Genomic DNA, 21,154 nt, shown 5'->3' on the forward strand with positions numbered 1-21,154 from the left:
CGATCCGGCGCTCGGCTTCCACCAGAGCATCGGCGCACAACCGCTCGATCGTCGTGATTGCCGGAAGAATGATCTGGGTTTGGCGGCATCGTTCGACAAACCGGCGCACGAGGTCCTCGTTTGAACGCGCGTCTTCGGCTTGAGTGGCAAGCCAGTCCCGCAGTTCCTGGGCGCCACGATTCGGCAAAGCTCCTGTAGCTGTAGATCGCACAACGCGGCCAGATGCTCATGGCGTGTTTCCTCCCGCGCCGCGTATTCGGCCAGGTCCCCGACGCTCAGCCCAAGCTGCGCTGCCAGAAACCGGGACAGCTCTTGCGGGATAAGCTCTCCAGGGGACAGCAGCCGACCGGGATAGCGCAGGGCACACAGTTGCAGGGCAAAGCCGAAACGATTGCGCGCTCGGCGTCGCTCCCGAATATGGGTGAGATCGTCATCGGACAAAATGTAGTGCCGCAACAGTGACGCTTCGTCCGTCGGCAGATCAAAGAGTGCGGAGCGCTGTCGCTCGGTCAGAATTTGGCGTCCGAGGCATAAACAATCGTCCCTCTTGAACATTAGTCTGTTTTGGACAAAAATCGGACCAGCAAAATCAACGGCTTGCAAGGGCAAAATCCAAAGGGGTTCTATTGGGACAGCGCGCCGCCATCTACTGCCGCGTTTCGACCGCCGACCAGTCCTGTGAGCGGCAGGTCGATGAACGACCGCGTTCGCGGAGCGCGGCGACTATGAAGTCCTCGGCGTCTTCAAGGAAACCGCCTCCGGAGCATCGGCAAACCGGACTGCCCGCAACCGGATCATCGATCTGGCCCAGGCCAGGCAAATCGATGCCGTCCTCGTGACGGAACTGTCGCGTTGGGGCCGTTCCACACAAGACCTGCTGAACACACTCGACAAACTGGCCGGCTGGAAGGTCTCGGTTGTCGCCATGAGCGGCATGACCTTCGAACTCGACACACCGCACGGCCGCATGATGGCGACCCTGCTCGCCGGCATCGCTCAGTTCGAGCGCGATCTTCTGAGCGAGCGCGTGAAATCAGGCCTGGCCGCAGCAAAGGCACGCGGTAAGAAACTCGGCCGACAATCTGGACAACGTCCTAAATCCGATCGGCTCGCACCGAAGGTCATTGCGTTGAGCGCCGAAGGTCGCAGCTACCGATGGATCGCTCGCGATCTCGGCATCAGCAAGAATACCGTCGCGGAGATCGTCAAGCGCCGCAAGTCTTCTGAGGCTCCACAGGTGGAGACCGCATTATGACCAAGCCAGTAAGACTGCCTCGGCCCGATCCGTATCGCAAGGCGCGCTTCAGGGAAATTGCCCGGGAAATCGTTGCGAAAGACCGCTACAATCGAAAATACGGTCTGTCCGTCGATACGGCGGGCGCAATCGCCAATGCGCTTGAGAGGGCCTACCGGGAAGGCATCAACGGCGGCGAAAACAGGCCCGCTCCCATAATCGAATATCCAGACAACGGGCCAATGGATTGGGCGTTGATACCGCCACGTCCAAGAAACGCGTTCTGGAGCATCTGCCTGTTCACGCTTTCGCGCGGCGACAGGCCCGCCCGAGGCGGACGCCTTGTCCCTGCCATCACCGAACGCGGAACATCGGGATGGATGCTTGTCGTGCCCGGGCACACCTATGAAAAGCAATTCGGTGACAAGACGGTCGCACCGCTCGTACGTCTTGGCCTGCTTGAGGCTGATGACGATGATCCTGCACACCGGGTCGTCTCGAAACGTGGCGAGGAAACCTGGAGCCAATTCGTCCAGAGAGGCGGTCAGTTCCCGGAAGACCTGACCAATCTCTAGCCCTATTCAGAAAGCTATTCCATGTCACAAGAAAACCATCGGATCGCCGCCGCCATCGATCTGCGAATGCGACAACTGGAAAAGCAGGGCATTCAAGGAGCGGCGGTCGTCCATCATATGCTTGGCTATATGCAGGGTCTTCAGCAGATTTACGACACGGCTTCGGACAAGGTGCTGTCGAACCTGTGTCAGCGCTATCCGGGCTTCTATCGCTATGCGGATATGATGGAGTCCATGTCCGAGAGAAATCAGCAAATGATCGAGGCGGGAACGCACCCCTACCGCGATCTGCCTGAACTTCCCGAGAAGCTGAAGCGGAGCTTGGCTGCATTGATGGCCAGTGCGGCCGATCTCGAACGTGCCTTCCAGTCTGCCGTGGATTGCGGTGACTTCGCCCGTCACGTCGACCAACTCGACAGCCTGAAACGGCAATGGGGCGCGGATTTGCAGCGCCTGGTCGAGTTGTTTCGCTCTTCAGACGTTGCTCCCCAAAGCCAACTCATCGTGCAAAGCGCCCTCAAAGCCATGGCTGAGCGAATTAATCGGCTCGGGTGAGCAATTGGTGAGCAATCTGGTCCCTGAAGCCGCCGCTAAACGTAGGACATTGATAAAACCCTTAACGTAGGATTCCGCCCTCAGCCGGAGCCGACCCCTTATTGGCGCAATTTCCCATGCGGTTTCGTCGTTCACCGCTCTATCCCCGTGTCCCGAGGCGCGTGCCCTGATCGTAGCCGCGTCGCTGCCGGCACAAAGGTAGCTTCGCCAACGCCTACGCTGCGCTTCTGGCGTCGCCTTTGCGCTCTGCAGCTCGATCCGCGGCTGATCCCCGGGCAACGGCTCAGGGCTCTCGGCGAAGCAGCGGAAATCGATGGACGGTTCCGTCCTGGTCGCCTGCAGCCGCGACCTATGACGGCAGAGAGCCACTGTTCCGGCTAAGGCAACTCGCAAAGCAGCGGAGCAAAAGCGGTCTGCAGTGAGAAGCTGGTCGGTCTCGAATCCCTCGCAAAAACGAGGGGTTGACATTCCGATAAGTGGTGACACAACATCGCCAAAATATGCTATTGTGGCGTTGTGTCGTCACCATTCCGAAACGACGGCAAAGGAGGAGGTATGAAGTTCTTCGATGATCTGGTGGTGGGTTTCGCGACGCGTGTGATCCGTGGCGCGTTGGCGGTCGGAACTGTGTTCGTCTATGTCCAGGCGGCGGGCCTATTTCTGCTGCTGGCTGGCGCGGTGGTGCTGGCCGTCTACTACGCCGGCCGCCTCGCCCTGGGAATCTAAGCCATGAGCACCCCGACCTACGCTGAAATCGCCGCCAGCTGGGATATTTGGATCGAGTGCGTCGACACCGACGCCACAATGACCGCCGAAGAGTTCGACGCGATGAGCATCGAAGACAAGGTTGCGCTTCAGGTCGTGGCGTTCGGCGCGGAGATCCCCTCGCCTACCGAAAGGGCCGCTGTCGTGGATCGGGAGCGGTAATCGCCATGGCCCGACCTCTCGCCCAGGAGATGAGAGTACAGGGCTCGCTTACCGGCGAGCTGCAAAACCTGATCTATGACCTGCTGCCAACGCTCGAAGAGCTTGAGGCCAAGCGACGTCGACCTCGTAGGTCAGACTGCGAAACTCAAAGCTGCCGGACTGATCTACGCAACGGAGTGGTGGCGGCCGGACGGCAATGGCGCCCCCCGCTACCTCTATCTGCTCTACCCACAGCAGCCCGGCCAACCGCGACGCCGCGACTACGTTGGTGCGGACGACGACAAGATCCAGGAAGCGCGGGAGAGCATCGCCAGGGCCAAGCAATTCGACACGCTGACTGCGGAGGCGCAGCAGATACGAGAGAAGATTGAGAACGCAGCCGAATTCCTCGATCAAGGCTGCGCCGTCCTCAAGGGCAAACCGCGCTTCATGCTACGCCGACGGCCGTAGTCAATACTGTTAAGCGCTGCCCTCCGCAGGCCCGGCTACCGCCGGGCCTTTCACATGGTCCCTCGGCAGCCACTGCCATATCGCAATCATGGCGATAAGCGGTGGGTAAGTCTGTGCATAACCCTGTGGATCAAAGACGTTATCCACGCTGAAATTGTCTTGTGTGCAATCTCTTGGATTCATTGCGGAAAACACGCTTGTCCACAGAAACTGACGCTGAAACACTCTTATGCCCAGACGCTGAAACAGTCTTGCGTCCGGAATCGAAAATGAGCGTTAAAGCATTGAAAAAAAAACGGATTTCGCGCAGGCGGTGAACTCTCCCTATATTGATTCAGATTTACCTATATCTATACCTGTAGCTAGAGCACTTCAATCAACCACTCCCCCAGCTAGAAGCTCACAACAACACCTACCCTCCGCGCCTTCGGCGCTCCGCCCCGTCGCCATTGGCGACGGCCTGTCGGCGGCAAGCCGCCTCCAATAGCGTGCCCTACGGGCACTGGTCTACTACTTGATCTTCCATCAACCACCAGAACTCACACTTCCAACGTCGAGCCCGGCAGAACCGCCGCAATGGCTTTTGAAAAAAATGGGGGCGACCGTTGAGTTTTAAGTGGCTCAAATCGGCTCGCATTCGACCGTGGAAGGCGCTCTAGCGCATCAGGTGGAGCGAAGCGGCCGCCGGCGCGGTCACGCTCCTAGGGCCTCCCAGGCGCTTTTGGTGCGATTTGTCTTTTCGGGGCGGCGCTGCGGTTTTGCAGCTCGCTTTTCAGCCCGCGCGAATTGGCGGTGAACTGGCGAAGAAGATGGAAAAATCCCCTCGATTTTGGATGCTCAGCCCACGGAAACTGTTTTCCGGATTGTTGTCTAGTTGTTGTCTGTTTGTTTTCCCTTCTGTTATACTTGATTCGCGGCGAATTCCGTCGCTCCATCGGAGAAATCCATGCAAAGCAATACCTTTGCCGGCCGCCTCGCAGACGCGCCGGCTCTGCGCAGAACGGCATCTGGCGCCGTCTGCAGGTTCACGCTGATTTCCAACGAGTACGCGGGCAAGGACGACAACAACAACAGCCTCGAACGCGCGGTGAGGGTCCAGTTCGTGGCCTTCAACAAGAAGGGCGAAGCCATCGCCGAAAACTGTCGCAGGGGCGATCAGCTGATCGTCCAGTGGTCGTTGCGCAACAACGACTACCAGGACAGCAAGACTGGCGAGACCGTCTATGGCTTCGATTTCCGGGTCGAAGATTTCGAATTCGGTGCGCCGGGTTCGATCAAGCGAGCCGAGCTGCAAGAGCGCCAGGGCGCAAACTGAACCATGACGCAAGGGACAGTGCCACAGATGGACGCCGTGCAGTTCGCAGCTGTAGCGGCGTCGTGTCGATGGTCCAAAAAATCGCTGGCCATCGCGCGCCACATTCTCGTGGATGGTGTTTCGCTGCCGGAAACGGCGGCGAAACACGCCGTTACGCCGAAGCACGCTCGCGTGCTTCTGGCGCGGTTTAAGGAGAAGGCCGAGCGAATGGCCGAACGAATGACCGAGCGGAAGCGGCTCGAAGCATTCATGCAAAAAGAGCAGCCCAAGCTGGCGGTGCACCCCCTCACCTCTTTTCTCAACGACATGCAGACCCTTCGCGAGAAGGGTTACACCTTCGCACAAGTCGTCGCCTACCTCAAAACCAACGGCGTGACGACTTCGGAGACGACAGTTCGCAATTTCCTACGGAGCAACGGATGAAAACGATTGTCCTGGCCAATCAGAAGGGCGGCGTCGGCAAAAGCGCCGTCGCCTGTCAACTGGCTTATTTTTTTAGCCAGCCGATCAACCAACCCATGAACAAGCGCGTCCTGGTGATCGACCTCGACCACCAGCGCAACACCACCAAAGCGTTGAGAACCGGCGGTTTTTGCGTCGTGTCCGCTACGACCAGCAGCAAGCTCCTGACCGACCCGAAAGCCGACATCGAGCACGCTGAATTTGTCTTGGTCCCGGGCGATGGCGACTTGCTCAAGATGGAAAAGAAGGCGGCGGAACACAACGCCTACGCCTCGAATCTTCTGGCGTTCCTGGCTCGCGTTGCAGACAGTTTCGATGTCTGCATCATCGACACGAACCCGAATCCGGACATCCGCCAACTGTCTCCGCTCGTCGTCGCCGATTACGTGCTCGCGCCGATCGAACTCAACCAGGAGGCCATCGATGGGATCGGCGACCTGTTGAACCACGAAAATATCGGCATCCGGCGAATTCAGGCAACGCTCAACAAGAAGCTGAAATTCCTCGGCATCTTGCCAAACAAAGTGGAGCCGACGCCGTTCCAGCGCGACAACTTCCGCGCCCTTTCCACGGCGTACCCGAAATACCTCATCGCAATGTCGCCCGGCTTCGCTGCAATCAAGAAATCGACAGCGATCGCCGAGGCGCAAGCGGCCGGCGTGCCGGTGTGGCGGCTCGGCAAAACGTCCGGCCGCGACGCTTGGCGCGAAATGCGCCCCGTCTTCGACAAAATCGCACAACTGATGGAGGTTGCATAATGGCGCTCGACCTTTCTGCGCTCGATGAAGCGCCCCCTACCCCGGCCACCGCCGCCGGCGAGCCTTTGATGATCCGTCTCGCCGACATCGAAGTCGATCCAAACCAGCCGCGAAAGTCGTTCGATCCGGTCAAGATGGCCGAAATGGTCGCTTCCGTGAAGGCGCGCGGCGTTAAGTCGCCGGTTTCGGTGCGCCCTCACCCGGACAAGCCCGGCAAATGGATCTTGAACTACGGCGAGCGTCGCTATCGTGCTTCGATAGACGCTGGCCGCGAGGAAATCCCCGCTTTCGTCGATCAGCAGCACGACGACTACGATCAGGTTATCGAAAACCTGCAGCGCGAAGACCTGCGGCCCATGGAACTCGCACTGTTCATCAACCGCAAAAAGAAGGACGGTGACAGGAACGCGAAGATAGCCCGGGAACTCGGAGTCGATGCGTCGTTCATCACTTACCATCTGGCCCTGATCGACCCACCGGCCGCAATCGAAGCGCTCTATGCGAGCGGCCGCTGTACGTCGCCGAAAATTCTCTATGACCTGTCTACGCTTCACGGCAAATACCCCGACGAAGTGGATGCATGGGTGGAGCAAGCGGAAGAGGTGACGCGGGCGGCCGTGTCCGCGCTTTCCACCTCGCTCAAGAATGGTACGAGCCAAGAACCGCCGCAGCCGCCGAACGGCAGCGGTATCTCCGGCGGCGGAAACCTTGGAATGTTCCAAGGTTCCGGCCCTGATGGCGGCCATGGAGGATCAGCCACCGTGGCTAAGGACGAAGGCAAACCGGCCAAGACAAAGCCGGGTGCAAGTGCTGACGGCAGGGGCAACAACGGGGAAGGCGGTGAGGGCGGCGAACCTCCCGAGGAAGGTCGCACCAGCTGGCCGAGGGGGAAAGTCGCGTCCGACCCGACGCTGATGCGCAAGCCATTGCTGCTGGTGACCATCGACGGTCGAAGCGCTGCCATCCTGCTGAATCGCAAACCGACTTCGACGGGTCTGGTGCATATTCGCTACGAGAACGGCGAGAACGCGGAAGTCTCCGCCGCGGACTGCGTCATCGAAAGCCTCAGCGAGGAAAACGGGTGAGGGCGGTTCTCGCCGCCTTCGCCCTGGTACTAGCGCTTCCGGCAGCAAGCGCTAGTGCCGCCGGACCGGATGAGGTCTGCGACCTGCATTTTTCCGGCGGCGCGATCCTACCTGCCGTCCCGGTTGCCAAGACAGTTGCAGCGCAGGCGACCGGGCTCGCGAACCGCGACGACGCAGGCCCGGGGCTGCTGTTTAGTTGGCCCAAGGCCGAACCTCGCGTGTTCTGGATGCGGGACACCCATTTCCCGCTGACCGTTGGCTTTTTCGGCGCAGACGGCGTGCTATTCGCCCAGGCGAACATGCAGCCGATGACCGACACCTACCACTTCTCGGTGAGCCCGGCGGCCGACGCGCTCGAACTCGCGCAAGGTCAGTTCGAGCGGCACGGCTTGCGGATCGGCTCGAGAATCGTTTCTCGTGAGTGCCGGCCGGCGGGTCCATAGCCGGCGTAGGGTAGGGCGCGTCAGAAATCGGCCGAAAAAGGGACAGGCGATGCCTGTCCCTTTTTCATTTCCGCCGCCTGATGGGCGAGGCGCGATGCGCCCGCCGCTGTCGCCCAACGGGCGCAGCTTAACTCGTCTGCGTGACCGCAGACTGAATAGCCCACCCCTGCGCCTCGTAAGAGGGCAGGGGCGGCGTAGCTCCTTGGAACCTTCCAAGGAGCGGAGGCGCGTAGTGGGCTATTGCAGGATAGGCCGAAGGCCGGTAGAGTACGCGCGTACAGCGCTCCTCTGGCACCCTGTCGGGTGCGTATGACAGGCCCACAATGACCACTGAGAAGCCGAACAGCCCCTATCTCAATCTCTACCTCGGCGAACTGAAAGAGCCGTGGGAGGCCTATTGCGCCGCGCGCAATCTCAAGCCCGGCGCTGCCATCCGCGCAGCCATCCAGGCACAGTTGAAAGCAGCACGGCCGCCGTATGACTCGCAGCCCTTGGCCGCATCGCAGGCCCCAGCGCAGGCCGAGCCGCGCAGGCGTTACGAAATCACCTTGATCCCTTCCGAAATGGACGCCATCCGCCGCAGGCTGGACGGCAAGCGCACTCCGCGCGATTGGATTGCGGCCGTGATCCGCGCCGCCCTTACTCGTGAACCTCAGTTCGGCGACGCCGAGGTCCAAGTCCTCGCGAACTCCAATTACCAGCTGCAGGCGATCGGTCGGAACCTCAACCAGATCGCTCGCAGGCTCAACGAGCGCAAGGCGCAGGACTTTCCCGCGAGGCGCGTCGCGGACATTGAGCGCACCATCGCCCAGCACACCGAGGCCGTCACCGCCCTCATGCGCGCCTGTCAGGAGCGCTGGCCCCTCGCATGAGCGCGTCGATTGACCATTGGCTTGACGAATTCGGAGCCGAGCTAGACCCGATCTATTCGCGTGGCCGCCATGTCAAAGCGCCCCGTAAGGCGCCCGGCACAGGCTCCAAGGCGAAGCGCGGTAAACCCACGGGGCCGGCGACCAGGGAAAGTCGGCGCGCAACCCTTGAACGGATTGCGCGGAAGTCGCCGGAAGTCATGGTCAAAATCACCGGGGGCGGGCGAAACATGCGTCAAATCAAGGCGCACATGGATTACATCTCGCGCAACGGTCTTGTGGAACTCGAAGACGAGCAAGGGCTCGCCTATCTCGGCAAGAAGGATGTCCGCAGCGTTCGCGATACATGGCGCGATGGCGGTCATTCCATTCCCAGCGACGGCGACGACGGGCCGCGCGAGGCTTTCAACATCATGCTTTCAATGCCTCCGGGTACCCCGCGGGATGAAGTCAAGGCGGCTGTGCGTGCCTTCGCCGCTGATGAGTTCCAGGGCTTCCAGTACTGTTTCGCCGCTCACAACGACGAGAAACATCCGCACGTCCATTTGACGGTGAAGGCAACCGCCTTGGACGGTTCGCGGCTCAACCCGCGCAAGGGCGATTTGCATCGCTGGCGCGTGAAGTTCGCCCAAGAGCTTCGCGACAGAGGCGTTGACGCCAATGCTTCTCCCCGCAAGGCTCGGGGCGTCGTGCGGAAGGCACAACGCCAGGCATTGATCCGAATCGCCGAACGTGGCGGTCAATCGCGCGTCGCGCGCACGCAGGAAGACCAAGCGAATCGCGAGGCGATGGGGAAGGGCGCTCATCCCAATCCTGCGCAAGACAGAATCAGCGTGACGCGCAAGCGCGTCCTGCTGGGGTATGGGCAGATGGCAAAGGCGCTGGCGAGAGGGTCCGCCAACGATCGCGCGCTTGCCGTCAGCCTCGTCGACCTGGTGCGAGCTATGCCCGCACCAACCACCGCGCACGAGGCGCGCGTAGAGGCCGCCAGAGCGGCCATTGCGGAGCGCCAAGGGCAAAGAGAGGCCGCACGCGGCCGCGAGGGCCAGAACCGCGCCTAAGCGCGCCTATTGCGGGCTGCGCCATCTTTTTTCGACGCCAATAGCACCTTCGGGCCGGCTGCCCCGCCCGTGCGTTCGACTGCGCCATACGTTCGTCCGACCTCGCAGTCGCGCAAGGGGCGCTTCGCTCAAGCCCTTGCCCGCCTGCTTTCCCGGGTCGGACGTATCGAGGCGCTACGTCGAAAGCACTCAAGAGCGTGGCATCAACACCAACCCCGAAGGAGGGAACCATGGCAACGCAAACGAAAAAGTCGCAGACCCCGAAGAAGGCCGCCAGGGCGGCATCCGAAAAGCCGTCTCTTGCATCTAAGAGCGTGGTGGGAGCGGAGCAGAACGCAGTCAAGGGCGAGGCTAACCCGGAGATCGTATTCATCCCGGTTTCCAATCTGGTCTGGTCGGCGCGGAACGTGCGCAGGGCACCGAGTGGCGACGTTTCCGACCTGAAAGCGAGCATTGCGGCGCTGGCTGGCCGCTTGGTGCAAAACCTCGTGGTCGTGAAGGAAGGCGAGGGGTTCGGCGTGGTGGCGGGCGGGCGTCGGCTCAAGGCGTTGATGGAACTGGTGGCGGAAGGCGTTTTGAGCGCGAGCCATGCAGTGGCGTGCGTCGTCGTGGACGATAGCGAAGCGGTCGAATTCAGCCTTACCGAAAACCTGCAGCGTGAAGCGATGCACCCGGCGGACGAGTGCGCGGCATTTCTGGCCCTGACCGAACAGGGCAAGTCTCCGGATGCGGTCGCCGCGTTCTTCGGCGTCGAACCGGCATACGTCAAGCGGCGTCTAGTGCTCGCATCCGTGGCTCCGGCGGTGTTCGAGCGGTTCAGGGCAGGCGAAATTGACCTCGATCAAATCATGGCGCTGACCCTCACCGACGATCATGCGTTGCAAGAGAGCATCGTTGGCAAGGGTCGCGTGCCGGGGGCGCACGAAATCCGCCGCCAACTGTCGCAAGCCAGTGTGCGGGCGAGTGACCGGCGGGCGAGGTTCGTCACGGTGAAGGCCTACGAAAAGGCAGGCGGGGCGGTGCATCGCGATCTTTTCGCCAATGCTCGCGACGACATGGACGATGGTCAGGTGGAAGTGGTGCTGCTGGACGCCGGGCTGTTGGAACGGCTCGCCATCGAAAAGGCGGCAAGGCTCGGCGCGGACGAGCAGAGCAAGGCAGGCGGGGCGTGGGTGGACGTGGTGCTGAATTACGAGACTTACCACGATCAGGGCTATTCGCGTGCGCCGTCGGTGCTGCGGCCGGAAACCGAAGCCGAGGCGGCGGAGCGGGCGCGGCTGGAAGCCGAGCATGAGCGTCTTGAACAGGCCTATCAGAAGGAAGACGACGACGAAGCCAGCGAAGCCCTCTATGCGCAGCAGGAGGAAGTTTCCGAAGCACTGGACCGGTTGACGGAAGCCCGCAGCGGCGAGCATCCCGACATTGCCCGCCTTACCGGTATCGTCGTGAGCCTCGGCCATGACGGCAAGGCGCGGTTCCATCATGGCCTGATCCGTCCGGGCGACAAGAAGGCCGCGCAGCAGATCGCGAAAGGCGGTGAAGCAGGGGAGGGCGGTTTGGGTGCTGCCAGCAATGGCGGGTCGGACCAGACCGAGCCGCAATCGCTTGTGCAGGAACTGACCGCGATCCGCAGTGCCGTCATCCGCGACGCGCTCGCGAAGAATGTGGACTATTCGTTGCGCCTGCTGGCGTTCCAGCTTTGGGGATCACTGGCGCGTCACTGGACCGGTTCCCAGCTGCACATCAGCACGACCGCATGCCATCGCGAACTGACCCGACGCGTTCCCGCGATGGAGGGCATCCGATCCACATCGAGCAGGAGCAGCGCGCCGAAACGTGGGCCGAAAAGCTGGGCGGCGGCATGGAGGAGGACGACTTCGACGCGGCATGGGCTTGGTGCCTCGCTGCCGATCAGGCCGAAATCCTCGATCTGCTGGCCTACTGCACGTCCTGCTGTTTCGATGACGTGCGCCAGTTCGTCGGGAACGACGGAGGCCGCAGCCGGGTCATGCTGTCGGACCTCGGGGCGAGTGTTGCCGCGCACTGGACGCCCACGGCGGACAACTATTTCGGCAAGCTCAAGAAAGGGCCGCTGATTGGTCTGCTGGGTGAGCATGCGCCGGCCGGTGCCGACAAGGCGAAGCGTGCAGCCCTCGCGAGCGTCGCCGAGGACAAGCTCGGAAATGCTGGCTGGATGCCGGAAGTCCTGTTGCCGCTGGCCAGCTGATCCGGCGAGCAGGGAGCCAAGAGGCCGGGGAACCCCGGCCTCTTCATAGCTTGTGTCATTGGGCAACAGCGCCATCAGGGCGGGCAAAAAAGAAACCCCGGCGAAAGCCGGGGTTTCGGTTGTGCTGCGTTTGGTGACGCAGGCGGCGCGATCGCCGGCGAGATCCGTCACCAAACTTCAATGGCCGCCGCCCAGCCAGTAAACGCCGCCGGCATTTCCGCCGGTGTTCTGGCTGCGGTTCCGCAGCTCGGCGTTGTATCTGGCCAGGGCGGCGTCGTAGTCGGCCGCATCGACCCAGAAGCCACCATTGTTCGGGTCGCCCACGTAGCGGGCGACTGTGCCGTTCGTGTGGTCGGTGTAGCCGTGACTTCCGTAGGCGGCGCAGTGCGACGGCAGGGTGTTGCGGATGTAGGTCGGGCGATCGTCGTCCCGAGGACGCCACACGCGCATCGAGGCGTTCAGCGCGGCCGCGTCGCAGCGACCGGCGCCGTTGGCGATGGAATCGACGAGCGACCGCATGTTGTCGTCCTGCGACGCGCTCGGGCACAGGTTCAGGAAGTTCTTGCGCGCTTTGATCGTGTCCGAAATGCGCCGCGCATCGATGCTGAAATACCGCCGGATCGAGGGAGCGCATTCGCTCGGCTGCTGCCCGGTGGACAGGCAGAGGATTGCTTCGCAAGCCAGTTTGGTGTCGCCGGTGAACATGCCTTCGGCCTTCGCCGGCGAGGCCAGGCCGGCGATCGCGATCGCGAGCGCGAGCAGGGTGCCGATTACCGTCTTCATCAGTCATTCTCCTTGGTGGTTGCCGCAAGGCTCACTTGCGGATGATTTCGATGTCCACGCGCCTGTTGAGCGCGCGACCTCCCGAATAGTTGTTGCCGCCGATGGGATCGGCGGCCGACGCGTAGTTCACGCTGATGACCCGGGCCGGGACGCCCTGATGGATGAGCCAGTCACGCGCGGCGGCGGCACGCCTGGCAGCGATCGTCTCGTCACCCGCGCTCGGGCGGGCGGCATCGGTGCGGCCACGCACTTCGATCCGTGCATAGCCGTCGCCCAGCAGCGACCTCAGCGCGGCCGCTTGCTGTCGAGTCGGCTGGAACGTCGACCTGTTCCAGGGGAAATGCACCGACACGGTTCTCGACGCCGGCGCGACGGCATCGACCTTGTGCGCAGGCTCTACGGCCGCAGGTGCTTCCGGAAAAACCTGCAGCGCCAGCCCTCGCACGTCGGCGGTGCTGTTGATGTCGACGCGCTTTCGGCCGCTCACATTCGGCGGCTTCGGCGCAGAGGCACATGCGGCCAACATCGAGGCGATGACCGCGGCCAGTATTGCGGAATGGATCTTCACGTTGGTCTCCGAGATAGATGGTGGTGACGCCGGCGGCGCGTCGACGCGCTGCAGTTGTCACCAAACGGAAAGGGCAGGGGTGGTGACAGGGGATGCGCCTTGATCGGCGATCCCCGTCACCAAATGCGCTAACGGGTGCGCTCCGCTCGACGCTCGACCTGCGGCCGGGTCTTATCTGCGCCGTGATCCTTCGACGGCGCGCTGTGGTCGTACACCTGGACGGGCGGGAGCCGCCCGGCCTTGTCTTCACGGTCGATGCGAGCGTTGAGCGCGTCAAGCGCGATTTGCCTCGCCTCGGGATCTTTCACCTTTTCGGCGACTACGGCCGCGGCGACAGACTTGACGATTTTCGCCCGGTCGCTGTCGGGCGCCTTCGCGACCTCCCAGCTGTTGCGATGCGTATTGACCGGTTCGCGACCGATGGCTTTGCCTTGGGCGTCACGTTTCACGGCATCTACCGTCACCGGTTCATTGCCACGGTAGCTGATCGTGATCGCGTCGCCACGCTGTGCCGCGCTTTCCCTGATCGACCGGGCCAGATCCTTGCCCCAAACAGTTTCGTCGCCCTTGGCCGTGGCCAGCGTGACGAAATAGCTCTGGTTCTCCTTCGGGTCGTTCCGGTAGGGCGCGGCTCCATGTGCCACCAGAAGGCCCGTGAAGGCCTTCAGAGCGTGTTCCGTAGCGCTTTCTGTTGCCGCGGCCCGTTCGTGTCCCCTCCCGGTCTCCTGTGCCCTCTCCGGGGCCTTGGCGGGGGATTTCTCCGCATTTGCGTCAAGCCCAGGCTTGGAACGCTCCGGCACGCGCTCGATCCCGTTGCGCTCCTGTCGCTCGCGTAGCGCCTGCAGATCCTTCAAGTCCTGGTCCTGCGGCTTGTAACCCCGAACTTCCAGCCCGCGCAGGCTCGCTTCGAGCCAGACCTCGCGCCGGAAGTCCGGATGACCGGAAACCGAAATGGTCTTCCAGCCCTTGGCTTCCGCCATCGTCGCCATCGCCCGCGCCACGCGATCATCGTTGGAAGCGGTCTTGAGGGTATCGCCAGCATCACGGAACGCGATCTTGCCCGGCTGATCCTTGAACCGGTATTCCGACCCATGGACGCGGAATTGCGCATGCAGCTGTTCGCTCAGCTCGATCCGCCGATTCTTTTCATGTTCCGTCATCGTCAGCGGTGCGAAACTCGGTTTGCGGCCCGCCAGCTCGTCGAGATCGTTCTCGTTGTCGCGGCGCTTGGCGTCCTGAGCGAGATTGCCGACGCGCAGCCGTTCGGTCTCGATCGCATCGCGATCACGCTCGCGCAGACGTTGGGCCGCCTGCAGCGCTTCGTCGACGTCGACCATATCGCGGGTCCGCACCCGGTCCGGTCTGACCTGGTTTGGCTCTCGCTCTTCGATCAGTTCGCGGAAGCCGGAACGGACGTGATATTCCGCCACGCGTTCGCCGCGTCGTTTCTCGTCCGGCGAATAGTCGGCTGCGAAATCGCCGATCTTGTTATCGAGGACGCGAAACTGCGGGCCCTGCTGAAACAGACGATGCGCCTCATGGGCGTCGTCTGTTGTCACGAGGTCGCGGTAGAGCCCGTCAGACTGGCGGATCTGAACGGTCCACTGTCCGGCGGCCGCGTCTTGTACCGCAGGATGGCGGCTCTGCATTTCCTGGACGAAGGACGCCGCGCGGTCGCCCTGAGACTTCGCCGTCTCGCGAGCCTCCCGTTCGGCGGGGCTCAAGCCATAGGCATTCGCCAGCGACTCGCCCGACAGGGTTCCGCGAAGGTTGCCGCCCGCCAAGCCGAGATCCGATCGTGTGAGGATCTTCTCGGCATTCTCCTCGCCGACTATGCCCTCCAGTTCCGCGGGCTTGATGCCCTTGAAACGCGCCACTTGCAGGCCGGCCAGATGGAAAGACAATGTGAATGAATCGTCGTCGCCCTTCTCCTGGCGCTCGAAACGCAGGGAAGTCGCCGGCATGTCGTTGATCATCGTGACCCCCCCAGGCTGGCACAGGGCCAGCCTGGGGGGCGTCGTTTGTCGTCGTCGCCATGGTGTTTACCTCACCGCTCGATCGGGGCGGATTCGCGCGACTTGCTCTTGTCCGGCGCTTCCTGCCTCTGCTCGGCCGGAACAGCAGCCCGCTCCATGGCCGTGTCCATCACATTGCGAAGATGGTCCATGAACGTCGTGCGCTGTTTCGGCGACGAGATATTTTTCTCGGCGTATTCCTGCGCCGTGGCCATGATCCGCTCTGCGGTGTTCTGCCGGCGTTCGGAGGCCGAGGCCGCACGCTGCTCGGACTCCTTGTCCGGATTGAACGGGCATGGGGTCGGCTCCGGCTGAGGGCGGAATCCTACGTTAAGGGTTTTATCAATGTCCTACGTTTAGCGGCGGCTTCAGGGACCAGATTGCTCACCAATTGCTCACCCGAGCCGATTAATTCGCTCAGCCATGGCTTTGAGGGCGCTTTGCACGATGAGTTGGCTTTGGGGAGCAACGTCTGAAGAGCGAAACAACTCGACCAGGCGCTGCAAATCCGCGCCCCATTGCCGTTTCAGGCTGTCGAGTTGGTCGACGTGACGGGCGAAGTCACCGCAATCCACGGCAGACTGGAAGGCACGTTCGAGATCGGCCGCACTGGCCATCAATGCAGCCAAGCTCCGCTTCAGCTTCTCGGGAAGTTCAGGCAGATCGCGGTAGGGGTGCGTTCCCGCCTCGATCATTTGCTGATTTCTCTCGGACATGGACTCCATCATATCCGCATAGCGATAGAAGCCCGGATAGCGCTGACACAGGTTCGACAGCACCTTGTCCGAAGCCGTGTCGTAAATCTGCTGAAGACCCTGCATATAGCCAAGCATATGATGGACGACCGCCGCTCCTTGAATGCCCTGCTTTTCCAGTTGTCGCATTCGCAGATCGATGGCGGCGGCGATCCGATGGTTTTCTTGTGACATGGAATAGCTTTCTGAATAGGGCTAGAGATTGGTCAGGTCTTCCGGGAACTGACCGCCTCTCTGGACGAATTGGCTCCAGGTTTCCTCGCCACGTTTCGAGACGACCCGGTGTGCAGGATCATCGTCATCAGCCTCAAGCAGGCCAAGACGTACGAGCGGTGCGACCGTCTTGTCACCGAATTGCTTTTCATAGGTGTGCCCGGGCACGACAAGCATCCATCCCGATGTTCCGCGTTCGGTGATGGCAGGGACAAGGCGTCCGCCTCGGGCGGGCCTGTCGCCGCGCGAAAGCGTGAACAGGCAGATGCTCCAGAACGCGTTTCTTGGACGTGGCGGTATCAACGCCCAATCCATTGGCCCGTTGTCTGGATATTCGATTATGGGAGCGGGCCTGTTTTCGCCGCCGTTGATGCCTTCCCGGTAGGCCCTCTCAAGCGCATTGGCGATTGCGCCCGCCGTATCGACGGACAGACCGTATTTTCGATTGTAGCGGTCTTTCGCAACGATTTCCCGGGCAATTTCCCTGAAGCGCGCCTTGCGATACGGATCGGGCCGAGGCAGTCTTACTGGCTTGGTCATAATGCGGTCTCCACCTGTGGAGCCTCAGAAGACTTGCGGCGCTTGACGATCTCCGCGACGGTATTCTTGCTGATGCCGAGATCGCGAGCGATCCATCGGTAGCTGCGACCTTCGGCGCTCAACGCAATGACCTTCGGTGCGAGCCGATCGGATTTAGGACGTTGTCCAGATTGTCGGCCGAGTTTCTTACCGCGTGCCTTTGCTGCGGCCAGGCCTGATTTCACGCGCTCGCTCAGAAGATCGCGCTCGAACTGAGCGATGCCGGCGAGCAGGGTCGCCATCATGCGGCCGTGCGGTGTGTCGAGTTCGAAGGTCATGCCGCTCATGGCGACAACCGAGACCTTCCAGCCGGCCAGTTTGTCGAGTGTGTTCAGCAGGTCTTGTGTGGAACGGCCCCAACGCGACAGTTCCGTCACGAGGACGGCATCGATTTGCCTGGCCTGGGCCAGATCGATGATCCGGTTGCGGGCAGTCCGGTTTGCCGATGCTCCGGAGGCGGTTTCCTTGAAGACGCCGAGGACTTCATAGTCGCCGCGCTCCGCGAACGCGGTCAGTTCATCGACCTGCCGCTCACAGGACTGGTCGGCGGTCGAAACGCGGCAGTAGATGGCGGCGCGCTGTCCCAATAGAACCCCTTTGGATTTTGCCCTTGCAAGCCGTTGATTTTGCTGGTCCGATTTTTGTCCAAAACAGACTAATGTTCAAGAGGGACGATTGTTTATGCCTCGACGCCAAATTCTGACCGAGCGACAGCGCTCCGCACTCTTTGATCTGCCGACGGACGAAGCGTCACTGTTGCGGCACTACATTTTGTCCGATGACGATCTCACCCATATTCGGGAGCGACGCCGAGCGCGCAATCGTTTCGGCTTTGCCCTGCAACTGTGTGCCCTGCGCTATCCCGGTCGGCTGCTGTCCCCTGGAGAGCTTATCCCGCAAGAGCTGTCCCGGTTTCTGGCAGCGCAGCTTGGGCTGAGCGTCGGGGACCTGGCCGAATACGCGGCGCGGGAGGAAACACGCCATGAGCATCTGGCCGCGTTGCGTACGATCTACAGCTACAGGAGCTTTGCCGGTCGTGGCGCCCAGGAACTGCGGGACTGGCTTGCCACTCAAGCCGAAGACGCGCGTTCAAACGAGGACCTCGTGCGCCGGTTTGTCGAACGATGCCGCCAAACCCAGATCATTCTTCCGGCAATCACGACGATCGAGCGGTTGTGCGCCGATGCTCTGGTGGAAGCCGAGCGCCGGATCGAGATGAGGATTGCCGAGCGTCTTGATCAACCCATGCGTGACCAGCTCAACGCGCTGCTGACGGAAATGGTCGAGGGCAACATCAGCCGCTTCATCTGGTTGCGCAAAATCGAGACCGGCGACAATTCGGCCATGGCCAATCGTTTGCTCGACAGGCTCGAATTCCTGCAAAACCTCGCTCTCGACCCACAGGTGCTGGCCGGTGTTCCGCCACACCGGGTTGCTCGGCTCCGCCGACAGGGTGAGCGGTATTTCACCGATGGTTTGCGCGATATTGGCACAGACAGGCGTCTGGCTACACTCGCTGTCTGCGCGGTGGAATGGGCCGCCGCGACCGCCGATGCCATTGTCGAAACCCATGATCGAATCGTCGGCAAAACCTGGCAGGAAGCCAAACGGCTCTGCGACGGACGAGCCGCAGATGCCAGGACCGCCGTAACCGATACCTTGCGGGCCTTTTCCGGTCTCGGCATGGTGATGCTCGAAGCGCGAGACGACGGCACCTCCCTGGAAGCGGCGATCGCCACATCACCAGGCTGGACGGAACTGGAGAAACTGGTCGCCACTGCCTCGCAACTCACCGATACACTTGCCGCCGATCCGCTGGCCCATGTCACGCAAGGTTTTCATCGCTTCCGGCGTTATGCGCCGCGTATGCTGCGCAGGCTGGATATCAAGGCGGCCGCCGTGGCCACGCCGCTCATGGAGGCGATTGCCCTGGTCAGGGGAAAATGCGATCCACCGTCACTGCCTACAGCTTTTTTGCGATCGACCTCCAAATGGAACCGGCATCTCAAAACGCAAGACGAAGGCGACAATCGTTTGTGGGAGGTGGCGGTCCTGTTTCACTTGCGCGACGCATTCCGCTCCGGCGATGTCTGGCTTGCGCACTCACGCCGCTATGCCGATCTCAAACAGGCACTGGTGCCGATGGCGGCCGCCCAGGCCACGGCAAGATTGGCGGTTCCATTCGAAGCCGAGGCGTGGCTTGCCGATCGCAAGGCCAGAATGTCGGACGGGCTGAAACGCCTGGCGAAAGCTGCCCGAACCGGGACCCTTCCGCTCGGCAGCATCGAGGACGGTGTCCTGCACATGGAACGCCTGACAGCAGTGGCGCCCAAGGATGCCGACGAGCTGATCCTCGATCTTTACCGGCGTATGCCGGAGGTGCGCATAACCGACATTCTACTGGATGTTGAAGCGGCGACGGGGTTTGCCGATGCCTTCACCCATCTTCGCACCGGCGCACCCTGTCAGGACAAAATCGGTTTGCTGAATGTGATGCTTGCCGAAGGCCTCAACTTCGGACTGAGAAAGATGGCCGAGGCTTCAAATACCCATGACTACTGGCAATTGTCGCGCCTGTCGCGCTGGCATGTCGACAGCGACGCCATCGACCAGGCTCTCGCCATGGTCGTCGCGGCCCAGGGGCGTTTGCCCATGGCCCAATTCTGGGGAATGGGCACTTCGGCTTCCAGCGACGGTCAGTTCTTCCCGACCGCCCGACAGGGCGAGGCGATGAATCTCGTCAACGCCAAATACGGCAACGATCCCGGCCTGAAAGCCTATACGCACCTGTCAGATCAGTTTGCCCCTTTCGCAACCCAGCTCATTCCGGCAACCGTCAGCGAGGCACCTTACATTCTCGACGGACTGCTCATGAACGAGGCCGGCCAACGCGCACGGGAGCAATATGCCGATACCGGCGGCTTCACCGATCATGTCTTCGCCACCGCCTCGATCCTCGGCTACCGCTTCATCCCCCATATCCGGGATTTGCCATCGAAGCGCCTTTATGTGTTCAACCCCGCCGGGACACCGAGCGAGTTGCGCGGCCTGGTCGGCGGCAGGGTCAGGGAAGACTTGATCGTCTCGAACTGGCCCGACATCCTGCGCAGCGCCGCGACCATGGTCGCCGGCATCATGCCGCCGAGTCAGTTGCTGCGAAAATTCGCATCCTATCCGCGCCAGCACGATCTCGCGCTCGCCCTTCGTGAGGTTGGCCGCATTGAGCGTACGCTCTTCATCATAGAATGGATCCTCGATGCCGACATGCAGCGGCGGGCTCGTATCGGCCTCAACAAGGGCGAGGCGCATCACGCGCTCAAGAATGCCTTGCGCATCGGCCGGCAAGGCGAAATCCGCGACCGAACGACTGAGGGCCAGCACTATCGCCTCGCCGCCCTCAACCTGCTTGCCGCCATCATCATCTACTGGAACACGGTGCATCTTGGTCAGGCCGTCGCGCAACGTAGCAATGCCGGCCTCCCCGTACCGCTAGAATTGCTCTCCCATATCTCGCCGCTTGGATGGGCGCACATCCTGCTGACCGGCGAATACAGATGGCCAAAAAATGGCAGCAGGCAATCTATTTTGGGGAGGTGAACAAGATCTGGAAAAGCTCCTCCGCTCGCTTCAACCCTTCATCCGTCAGAACGACAGATTTCGCCTTATTGACCGGATCGGCAATCAGCCCCTTGCGGTGCAACCGATCCAACGCATCCCAGTCATGCCCCCTCCAGGCTCGCCGCTCGTCATGCACCGTCAGCCACAGCAGCCCCAAAACCGCATCATCAATTCTATCGATATCAACGTCATCCATGCCGCCAAAACTACCACAAAGCGCTCAAAATCACTCGCTTGCTATCCAATTCAGACCAGAAATCCCTTAACGTAGGATTCCGCCCTCAGCCGGAGCCGACCCGCACATGGCCGTCCTTATGTTCGTGGATCTGATCGCGGGTCGGCCGCACTGCGGCCCCGGCGTGGTGAACTTCGGCCCGCATCGGCTGCGTAATAAGCCACCCGTGGCGGGTAGGATGCCGGTAGATTTTCGACGTGGCATCGATGAAATTCATGCGGGCAGCCTGTTGTAAGGACCGTTTATGTGACGCACGAGCCGGCCATCTCTGCCGTAGCGGCCGTTTCTACGAGAGAAACGAAGCGCGTCGCCAAACCGGCACGCGCATTCATACACGCGGCAAGGGATGTGATAGGCGAGCGACGACATCTCGCCGTCCAGCAGCGCCCTCTCAAAACCACGGACGAGCCGTGCGGCTCGGTATTGG

Annotated in this window: 24 protein-coding genes and 2 pseudogenes; 16 read left to right on the top strand and 10 right to left on the bottom strand. The window is 61.6% G+C overall.

What is annotated here, in order from left to right; genetic code table 11:
* A pseudogene (locus tag LRS09_RS26825) lies at nucleotides 1–555 on the bottom strand (DUF4158 domain-containing protein); the annotation flags it as partial.
* A 208-nt stretch (nucleotides 556–763) separates the two neighbouring features.
* Here LRS09_RS26825 and LRS09_RS26830 point away from each other — a divergent pair.
* The 15 genes and pseudogenes from LRS09_RS26830 to LRS09_RS26900 all read left to right on the top strand — a co-directional run.
* Nucleotides 764–1,255: pseudogene (locus LRS09_RS26830) on the top strand (recombinase family protein); the annotation flags it as partial.
* The gene (locus LRS09_RS26835) at nucleotides 1,252–1,809 is read left to right on the top strand and encodes a hypothetical protein (RefSeq protein ID WP_203197005.1); all 558 of its coding nucleotides are present in this window, start codon (nucleotides 1,252–1,254) and stop codon (nucleotides 1,807–1,809) included. The pseudogene LRS09_RS26830 and the gene LRS09_RS26835, both read left to right, overlap by 4 nt.
* Nucleotides 1,810–1,830: 21 nt before the next feature.
* Nucleotides 1,831–2,364: a hypothetical protein gene (locus LRS09_RS26840; protein WP_203195501.1), complete on the top strand. Its 534-nt coding sequence runs from the start codon at nucleotides 1,831–1,833 to the stop codon at nucleotides 2,362–2,364.
* Between the two features lie 555 nt (nucleotides 2,365–2,919).
* Nucleotides 2,920–3,090 (top strand): hypothetical protein, encoded by a 171-nt coding sequence (locus LRS09_RS26845; RefSeq protein WP_257810339.1) that lies wholly within the window; start codon nucleotides 2,920–2,922, stop codon nucleotides 3,088–3,090.
* A 3-nt stretch (nucleotides 3,091–3,093) separates the two neighbouring features.
* Nucleotides 3,094–3,291: a hypothetical protein gene (locus tag LRS09_RS26850; RefSeq protein WP_257810340.1), complete on the top strand. Its 198-nt coding sequence runs from the start codon at nucleotides 3,094–3,096 to the stop codon at nucleotides 3,289–3,291.
* 102 nt (nucleotides 3,292–3,393) lie between these two features.
* On the top strand, nucleotides 3,394–3,741 hold the full coding sequence (locus LRS09_RS26855; protein ID WP_257810341.1) for a hypothetical protein: 348 nt from the start codon (nucleotides 3,394–3,396) through the stop codon (nucleotides 3,739–3,741).
* A 946-nt stretch (nucleotides 3,742–4,687) separates the two neighbouring features.
* Nucleotides 4,688–5,056, top strand: a complete 369-nt coding sequence (locus LRS09_RS26860; protein WP_257810342.1) for a single-stranded DNA-binding protein — start codon at nucleotides 4,688–4,690, stop codon at nucleotides 5,054–5,056.
* A gap of 27 nt (nucleotides 5,057–5,083) precedes the next feature.
* On the top strand, nucleotides 5,084–5,479 hold the full coding sequence (locus LRS09_RS26865; protein ID WP_257810344.1) for a hypothetical protein: 396 nt from the start codon (nucleotides 5,084–5,086) through the stop codon (nucleotides 5,477–5,479).
* Nucleotides 5,476–6,276, top strand: a complete 801-nt coding sequence (locus LRS09_RS26870; protein ID WP_257810346.1) for a ParA family protein — start codon at nucleotides 5,476–5,478, stop codon at nucleotides 6,274–6,276. Before LRS09_RS26865 ends, LRS09_RS26870 begins: the two co-directional genes overlap by 4 nt.
* Nucleotides 6,276–7,361, top strand: a complete 1,086-nt coding sequence (locus LRS09_RS26875; RefSeq protein WP_257810348.1) for a ParB/RepB/Spo0J family partition protein — start codon at nucleotides 6,276–6,278, stop codon at nucleotides 7,359–7,361. The genes LRS09_RS26870 and LRS09_RS26875 overlap by 1 nt, the downstream gene beginning before the upstream one ends.
* Complete coding sequence (locus tag LRS09_RS26880) at nucleotides 7,358–7,804, top strand: DUF192 domain-containing protein (RefSeq protein ID WP_257810349.1); 447 nt, start codon at nucleotides 7,358–7,360, stop codon at nucleotides 7,802–7,804. Before LRS09_RS26875 ends, LRS09_RS26880 begins: the two co-directional genes overlap by 4 nt.
* Before the next feature lie 323 nt (nucleotides 7,805–8,127).
* The gene (locus tag LRS09_RS26885) at nucleotides 8,128–8,676 is read left to right on the top strand and encodes a MobC family plasmid mobilization relaxosome protein (protein WP_257810350.1); all 549 of its coding nucleotides are present in this window, start codon (nucleotides 8,128–8,130) and stop codon (nucleotides 8,674–8,676) included.
* The gene (locus LRS09_RS26890) at nucleotides 8,673–9,734 is read left to right on the top strand and encodes a relaxase/mobilization nuclease domain-containing protein (protein WP_257810351.1); all 1,062 of its coding nucleotides are present in this window, start codon (nucleotides 8,673–8,675) and stop codon (nucleotides 9,732–9,734) included. Before LRS09_RS26885 ends, LRS09_RS26890 begins: the two co-directional genes overlap by 4 nt.
* A 230-nt stretch (nucleotides 9,735–9,964) precedes the next feature.
* Nucleotides 9,965–11,830, top strand: a complete 1,866-nt coding sequence (locus LRS09_RS26895; RefSeq protein ID WP_257810353.1) for a ParB/RepB/Spo0J family partition protein — start codon at nucleotides 9,965–9,967, stop codon at nucleotides 11,828–11,830.
* The gene (locus LRS09_RS26900; RefSeq protein ID WP_257810354.1) at nucleotides 11,743–11,961 is read left to right on the top strand and encodes a hypothetical protein; all 219 of its coding nucleotides are present in this window, start codon (nucleotides 11,743–11,745) and stop codon (nucleotides 11,959–11,961) included. Before LRS09_RS26895 ends, LRS09_RS26900 begins: the two co-directional genes overlap by 88 nt.
* A gap of 177 nt (nucleotides 11,962–12,138) precedes the next feature.
* Here LRS09_RS26900 and LRS09_RS26905 read toward each other — a convergent pair whose 3' ends face one another.
* From LRS09_RS26905 to LRS09_RS26935, 7 genes are all read right to left on the bottom strand, one after another.
* Nucleotides 12,139–12,744 carry a TrbM/KikA/MpfK family conjugal transfer protein gene (locus tag LRS09_RS26905; RefSeq protein ID WP_257810356.1) on the bottom strand — a complete coding sequence of 202 codons (606 nt, stop codon included), beginning with the start codon at nucleotides 12,742–12,744 and terminating at the stop codon, nucleotides 12,139–12,141.
* A 31-nt stretch (nucleotides 12,745–12,775) separates the two neighbouring features.
* The gene (locus LRS09_RS26910; protein ID WP_257810357.1) at nucleotides 12,776–13,312 is read right to left on the bottom strand and encodes an OmpA family protein; all 537 of its coding nucleotides are present in this window, start codon (nucleotides 13,310–13,312) and stop codon (nucleotides 12,776–12,778) included.
* 128 nt (nucleotides 13,313–13,440) lie between these two features.
* The gene (locus LRS09_RS26915) at nucleotides 13,441–15,288 is read right to left on the bottom strand and encodes an LPD7 domain-containing protein (protein WP_257810358.1); all 1,848 of its coding nucleotides are present in this window, start codon (nucleotides 15,286–15,288) and stop codon (nucleotides 13,441–13,443) included.
* Between the two features lie 71 nt (nucleotides 15,289–15,359).
* A complete protein-coding gene (locus LRS09_RS26920; RefSeq protein WP_257810359.1) occupies nucleotides 15,360–15,542 on the bottom strand; it encodes a hypothetical protein in 183 nt (60 codons plus the stop codon).
* A 180-nt stretch (nucleotides 15,543–15,722) separates the two neighbouring features.
* Nucleotides 15,723–16,256 carry a hypothetical protein gene (locus LRS09_RS26925; protein ID WP_203195501.1) on the bottom strand — a complete coding sequence of 178 codons (534 nt, stop codon included), beginning with the start codon at nucleotides 16,254–16,256 and terminating at the stop codon, nucleotides 15,723–15,725.
* Between the two features lie 21 nt (nucleotides 16,257–16,277).
* On the bottom strand, nucleotides 16,278–16,835 hold the full coding sequence (locus LRS09_RS26930) for a hypothetical protein (protein ID WP_203197005.1): 558 nt from the start codon (nucleotides 16,833–16,835) through the stop codon (nucleotides 16,278–16,280).
* On the bottom strand, nucleotides 16,832–17,461 hold the full coding sequence (locus LRS09_RS26935; RefSeq protein WP_203197004.1) for a recombinase family protein: 630 nt from the start codon (nucleotides 17,459–17,461) through the stop codon (nucleotides 16,832–16,834). The genes LRS09_RS26930 and LRS09_RS26935 overlap by 4 nt, the downstream gene beginning before the upstream one ends.
* Nucleotides 17,462–17,555: 94 nt before the next feature.
* Between LRS09_RS26935 and LRS09_RS26940 the strand changes: the two genes are divergently transcribed.
* A complete protein-coding gene (locus LRS09_RS26940; protein ID WP_257810360.1) occupies nucleotides 17,556–20,471 on the top strand; it encodes a Tn3 family transposase in 2,916 nt (971 codons plus the stop codon).
* Here LRS09_RS26940 and LRS09_RS26945 read toward each other — a convergent pair.
* Both LRS09_RS26945 and LRS09_RS26950 read right to left on the bottom strand, forming a co-directional pair.
* Nucleotides 20,455–20,688: a DUF6429 family protein gene (locus LRS09_RS26945; protein ID WP_203197002.1), complete on the bottom strand. Its 234-nt coding sequence runs from the start codon at nucleotides 20,686–20,688 to the stop codon at nucleotides 20,455–20,457. The genes LRS09_RS26940 and LRS09_RS26945 overlap by 17 nt on opposite strands.
* Before the next feature lie 85 nt (nucleotides 20,689–20,773).
* Nucleotides 20,774–20,944: a hypothetical protein gene (locus tag LRS09_RS26950; protein WP_257810364.1), complete on the bottom strand. Its 171-nt coding sequence runs from the start codon at nucleotides 20,942–20,944 to the stop codon at nucleotides 20,774–20,776.
* Nucleotides 20,945–21,154 lie beyond the last annotated feature (210 nt).

The organism is Mesorhizobium sp. J428, from assembly GCF_024699925.1.
GTDB lineage: Bacteria > Pseudomonadota > Alphaproteobacteria > Rhizobiales > Rhizobiaceae > Mesorhizobium_A.